General features: G+C 63.3%; 3 protein-coding genes. All 3 read right to left on the bottom strand.

Annotation, left to right across the window (positions count from 1 at the left end):
* The coding region (locus tag I2E45_RS10180) for a type I restriction endonuclease (RefSeq protein WP_195445974.1) at positions 1-2,305 on the bottom strand (2,305 nt) is incomplete at its 3' end.
* A gap of 2 nt (positions 2,306-2,307) precedes the next feature.
* Positions 2,308-2,883 (bottom strand): restriction endonuclease subunit S domain-containing protein, encoded by a 576-nt coding sequence (locus I2E45_RS10175; RefSeq protein WP_195445973.1) that lies wholly within the window; start codon positions 2,881-2,883, stop codon positions 2,308-2,310.
* Entirely contained in the window at positions 2,880-4,955 is a 2,076-nt protein-coding gene (locus I2E45_RS10170) for a class I SAM-dependent DNA methyltransferase (protein ID WP_015760613.1), read from the bottom strand. The genes I2E45_RS10175 and I2E45_RS10170 overlap by 4 nt, the downstream gene beginning before the upstream one ends.
* Positions 4,956-5,110 lie beyond the last annotated feature (155 nt).

The raw sequence follows: 5,110 nt of genomic DNA, 5'->3' as shown, positions 1-5,110 counted from the left end.
AGTAGGTCTGCACGATCTCGATGGCGTTGCCGAGCGGCTTGTCGACGTAGAGGGCGACTAGCTTCTTCTGGTCGAACCCGGTCTGGAACTTGTTGGCCACGATGAGCAGCCTGCTCTCGGGGCGGTCGAACGCCCTCTCGACCGGGCCCTGCCCGGTCGGGTTCATGTTGGCCTCGGTGTACTCGTCCTCGGGCAGGACGCACCTGTCGCCCAGGACCTTCTGGGAGAAGGCGACGAGCGGCTCGCCGGGCACCTTGAAGCGCAGCCTCGGCTCGACCTTGGCGGGGTCGAGGTCCGGGCGGGCGCGGAGGTACGCCTCTATCGCGTACTTGTAGCGCACGACCTCGGGACGCCCGGAGGTGACGATCATGGCCTTGGCCTCGCCGTTCAGGAGCGGCGCCACGTTGTCGACGAAGTGGTCGATGATCCACTTGGCCTTCTCCATGACGTTCGTCGGGTGGAGCGAGCGCCACTTGGCGATCTTCCTCCTGGCGCGGCGCTCGTCGACGAGTCTCCCGTCGGCGTCCTCGGACTCGTCCTCGATTCTCGTGAGGGTCTTCAAGGGCACGTATCCCGAGAGCGGGTCGATGATGTAGCCCTCCTCGATCGCCTGCCGCATCGGGTAGAGGTGGAAGCTGCCCATGACCGGGTTGCCGTCCTCGTCCTCCTCGCCCGTCGGCGTGCCGAAGAGGGTCTTGGTCTCGGCCTTGGGGGTCGCGGTGAACGCGAGGAAGGAGACGTTCGGCGGCATGAGGTTGCTCGCCTGCATCTGGGCGAAGTAGGCGTCCATGACCGACCCGTCGTCGCCCGAGTCGTCGTCGAAGTCGAGCATCCTCTCGAACTTCAGCTTGTCCGCCGCCGCGTTGAAGGCGGTCTTGAGGGACGCCGCCGAGCTGCCCTCCTGGGAGCTGTGCGCCTCGTCGACGATCACCGCGAAGCCGGCGCCGTCGAGCTCGGGCAGCACCGCGATGTCCGGCCAGGCGTAGAGGAACGTCTGGATGGTGACCACGACGATCTCCCTCTTCTGGCGCAGGGCCTCGACGAGCTGGGAGCTCTTTGAGCCGTCCGAGACGGCGTTGCCCCTCTCGTCGCGGCCGATCATGACGACCTGTCCCGTCACCTTGGAGAGCTGGGAGATGGTCTTCTTTATGTTCTGGTCGAGCGACAGCCTGTCGGTGACCACCACGACGCTCGAGAACATCTTCTCGCCGTCCGCGCGGCGGAGCCTCGCGAGGTCGTGCGCAGCCCATGAGATGGTCTCGGTCTTGCCGGAGCCGGCCGAGTGCTCGATGAGGTAGCGGCGCCCCGCCCCGTGCTCGCGCGCGTCGGCCAGGACCTTCCTCTCGGCGTCGAACTGGTGGTAGCGGGGGAAGATCTGGGTCGCCTGTCTGCGCCACCGGCCGCTCGCGTCCTGCCTGTCCTCGACCTCCTCGAAGACGAAGCGGTCGAAGATGGACAGCCAGTTGTCGCGCTGGAGGATGGTGTCCCAGAGGTAGTGGGTCCTGTACTCGCCCTCCGGCGCGTCCGGGTTGCCCGCCCCGCCGTCGCGTCCCAGGTTGAACGGGAGGAAGCGGGGCCTCGCCGACTTGCTCGGGAAGGGGCCGAGGTTCGTGCACATCCAGACCTCGTCCTCGGAGACGGCGAAGTGGACCACGGCGCCCCTCTTGTACATGAGCAGCGGGTTCTTCCTGCCGCCGTCGGGCTCCACCGGCTTACGCTCGTCGGCGTACTCGTCGATGGCGTCACGCACGGTCTGGGTGAGCTCGGTCTTGACCTCGCCGGTGGCGACGGGGATGCCGTTGACGAACAGGACGAAGTCGAGAGACTTGCTCCCGGCGGTCTGGTAGTGGACCTGGTGCATGAAGCGCAGGATGTTGGCGTCGTAGCGCTCCCTCGCCCCGGGCACGCGCTCGTCGTCCGGGTAGCCCGCCATGCACTCGATGGTCTGATAGCCCGCCATCTGGAAGCCCTTGCGCAGCGTGAGGACGGTGCCGTTCCTCTCGAGACTCTTCACCAGGGCGCGCTTCAGCTGGTCGGCCCAGCGGGCGCCCTTCTCTCGGCGCATCTTGTCGAGCTTCTCCGGCGCGGTGGCCTCGAGCCAGGCGACGAAGTCGTCGAACACGAGTGCGTCGTTCGGGTCGAACCCCGTATCGTCAGGTGAGAGGGCCCAGCCCGAATGCTCCAGCCCTGCGACCTTGCGAGATATGTAGCGCTCGAACGGCGCCTCCTGATGGATCTTCCGGCTGCCGTCGAAACTGACGTCGAGATCGGATTTGCCTGGGATATGCATATCGACCTTTGTCATGGTTAGGCCTCCATACAGTCGATTTTGCCGGTCACGGCGTGGTGGATGACGGACTTGCGGTACTCGCCGAGCTTCTCGATGAGCTGCTCCTGGCGGGCGATTGCCTCGTCGATGGCCGCGCAGCGCTCATCGAGGTATGAGATGATTCGTCGCTGCTCCGCAAGTGGAGGGCGGGGGATTCTCGAATTGTCCCAGTCAAATTGAGTCATACTCGGCTTAGCCGTGTTGGTCATATATGGCTTAATGTCAACACAGGTTGCAGCATAGTAGAAGAACTTCAGTGAGAGCTTTTTACTTGTGATTTTCGCATCAAAAGCTGTATCGACGTTCCAGTAGAGCCCGGTAACAAGTTGGGGGCAATCTAATGTTCCCTTTCGTCCAAGAAGCACCGCTGGCCCATTCTTATGCTCGCCACAGGTTTTAAAGGGTTCGCCCCCGCTGCCCCAAACCGGAATATCACCAGGCGTTGTGGGGTCGGAGCCATGTCCAATTGAAACATCCGCCTTTATCGGAACGATTTCCCAGTTGACCGGCACCTCGCCGATCCAGTCAACGCCACTGTCCTTCGTCTCCCTCATGCCAGGAACCCCCTCATGAGCTCGCCGAGGCCGTCCTCGAGCTCGAGGATCTCCTTAGCGATGACTTGCGGGTCGCGAGGCTTCTCGTACTTGTAGAAATACCTGTTGAACGAGATGGTCGTTCCGACGACGCCAACCCCGCCGTCGCCGAGCGGGTTGGCCGTGAGCCCGCTCTTGGCGTCGTACTTCGGCTCGTCCTTTACGGACTCGTCCACCACGGCGTCGGGAGCGTAGGGCAGCACCTCGGTCGCCATGTAGTCGTTGATTTCCATGCCGATTGGAACGTTCTCCGTGTCCTTGAGCTCGGGGTCGAACACCGGATTGCCCTTCGCATCGATTGCGGGAGTCGCGGACGGGTCTCGACGTCCGAAGACCTTGACGAGGGCGTCGGCGAGGGCGGCCTTCTGTGGCTTGGGCTTTTCGATCGCTTTGTGAAGCTTCTCGGTCGCAGCCAGGACCTCGCTGTATGTGAGCGAGGCGCCCTCGTTCTTCTCAACCCAGGAGCGAATGGCGGCGCGGCTCGCGTCCGACAGCTTCTCCATGGGCTTGCTGAGGGTAAAGAGGGCATCCAGCCCATCGACCGAGGGCTCAATGACAACGCGCAGCGGGCGCTGCGTGGTCACCTTGCGGTACATGAAGTTCTCGACCGGGACGATGACCGACCTGCCGTGGTCGTGCCCGTCTACGTAGGTGCGCACGATCCACGCGGCCTGGTCCTCGCCGATCTCGTAGCGCTTGTTCCCTTGGCTCTTGCGCAGGGCGGTCTTCTCCTCCGAGGCGTCGATGAGCTGCACGTACCCCTTGCGGTTCTCCGGCTTGTGGTTGTTGAGCACCCAGATGTAGGTTGCGATGCCCGTGCGGTAGAAGATCTCGGTCGGCAGCTTCACGATGCAGTCGACGAGGTCCTCGCTGAACAGCCAGCGGCGGATGCCCGATGGCCCGCTGCCGGCATCCCCGTTGAACAGCGGGGAGCCCGAGAGCACGATGGCGGCCTTCCCGCCGCCCTCCTTGGGAGGGGCCATCTTCGCCGCGACGTTCTGCATGAAGAGCATGCTGCCGTCGTCGATGTCGGGCTTGCCGGCGCCGAACCTGCCATCGAACCCACGGCCCATCTCCTCGAGGACGGCGTCCTTCTCCTTCTTCCACTCCTTGCCGTAGGGCGGGTTCGTGAGCTGGTAGTTGAAGGTGCGTCCCTCGAACCTGTCGTCGTCGAGGGTGTCGCCGAGCATGATGCCGGCCGACAGGTCGGTCATCTGGTCGAGCACGTCTCCCGAGCCCCCGGCGATATTGCGCAGCATGAGCGCGGCCTTGCCCATGGCCCAGGTCGCGTCCTCGAGCTCCTGGCCGTAGGGGACAATCTTGGTTGGGCTCTTGAAGTGCCCCTTGTCGTGCCACTCGTCGAGCTGGTCGAGCGCGTCGCAGATGAAGCCGCAGGTGCCGCAGCTGCCGTCGTAGAGCGTGCGGATGTCGCCGTTGTCGGCGTTGAGGAGCGTGTCCTCGTTCGCGAACAGGAGCGCCGTGGCGAGCCTCGCCACGTCCTTCGGCGTCATGAAGTCCTCGGCGTCCTGCGAGATCTCCTCGCCGTATCGCTGGATGAGGTGCTCGTAGATGTCGGTCATCATGCGGTCGGAGACCGTCTCGGGCCCGAGGTCGAAGCCCGAGAAGCGTGTGCACACCTCGTAGAGCATGCCCTTCTCATCAAGCTTCTCGCAGGTCTGGCGCATCTCGAAGCGCTGCAGGACCTCGCGGGCGTTCACGGAGAAGCCGTTGATGTAGGCCATGAGGGCGTCACAGGTCTTCGTCGCCCCGAGGTTGGAGAGCGTGAAGCTCGTGACGTTGTAGAAGCAGTGGCCGGAGAGGGCGCAGTACTTCGGGTCGTCGTCGTCCCAGACTCCCTTGGCGGCCTGTCTGCTTACGGCCGCCCGCGTAGGCTCGAGGGCGCACTCGAAGCGCCTCAGCACAGCGAAGGGAAGGATGAGCTTGTTGTAGTCGGCGGGGCGGATGACGTCGCGCACGTAGTTCGCGATGCTCCATATCTCATTAACGTAGTCGAACGCGGTCTTATCGGCCATGGTCGGACCTCTCTGCGTAAAATACATTCCCAACCATGTATTTTACAACCTAGGTCCCTCATTTGGGTTAATGGCCAACCAATTGTTCAACAAATCTGGTAAGTGGTATCACCAACCACTGATTTAACGAACTCAACCAGTATATTTACATACCC

Source organism: Collinsella aerofaciens (genome assembly GCF_015555045.1).
GTDB classification, from domain to species: Bacteria; Actinomycetota; Coriobacteriia; order Coriobacteriales; family Coriobacteriaceae; genus Collinsella; species Collinsella aerofaciens_W.
This window is presented reverse-complemented; position numbering and strand designations above follow the sequence as displayed.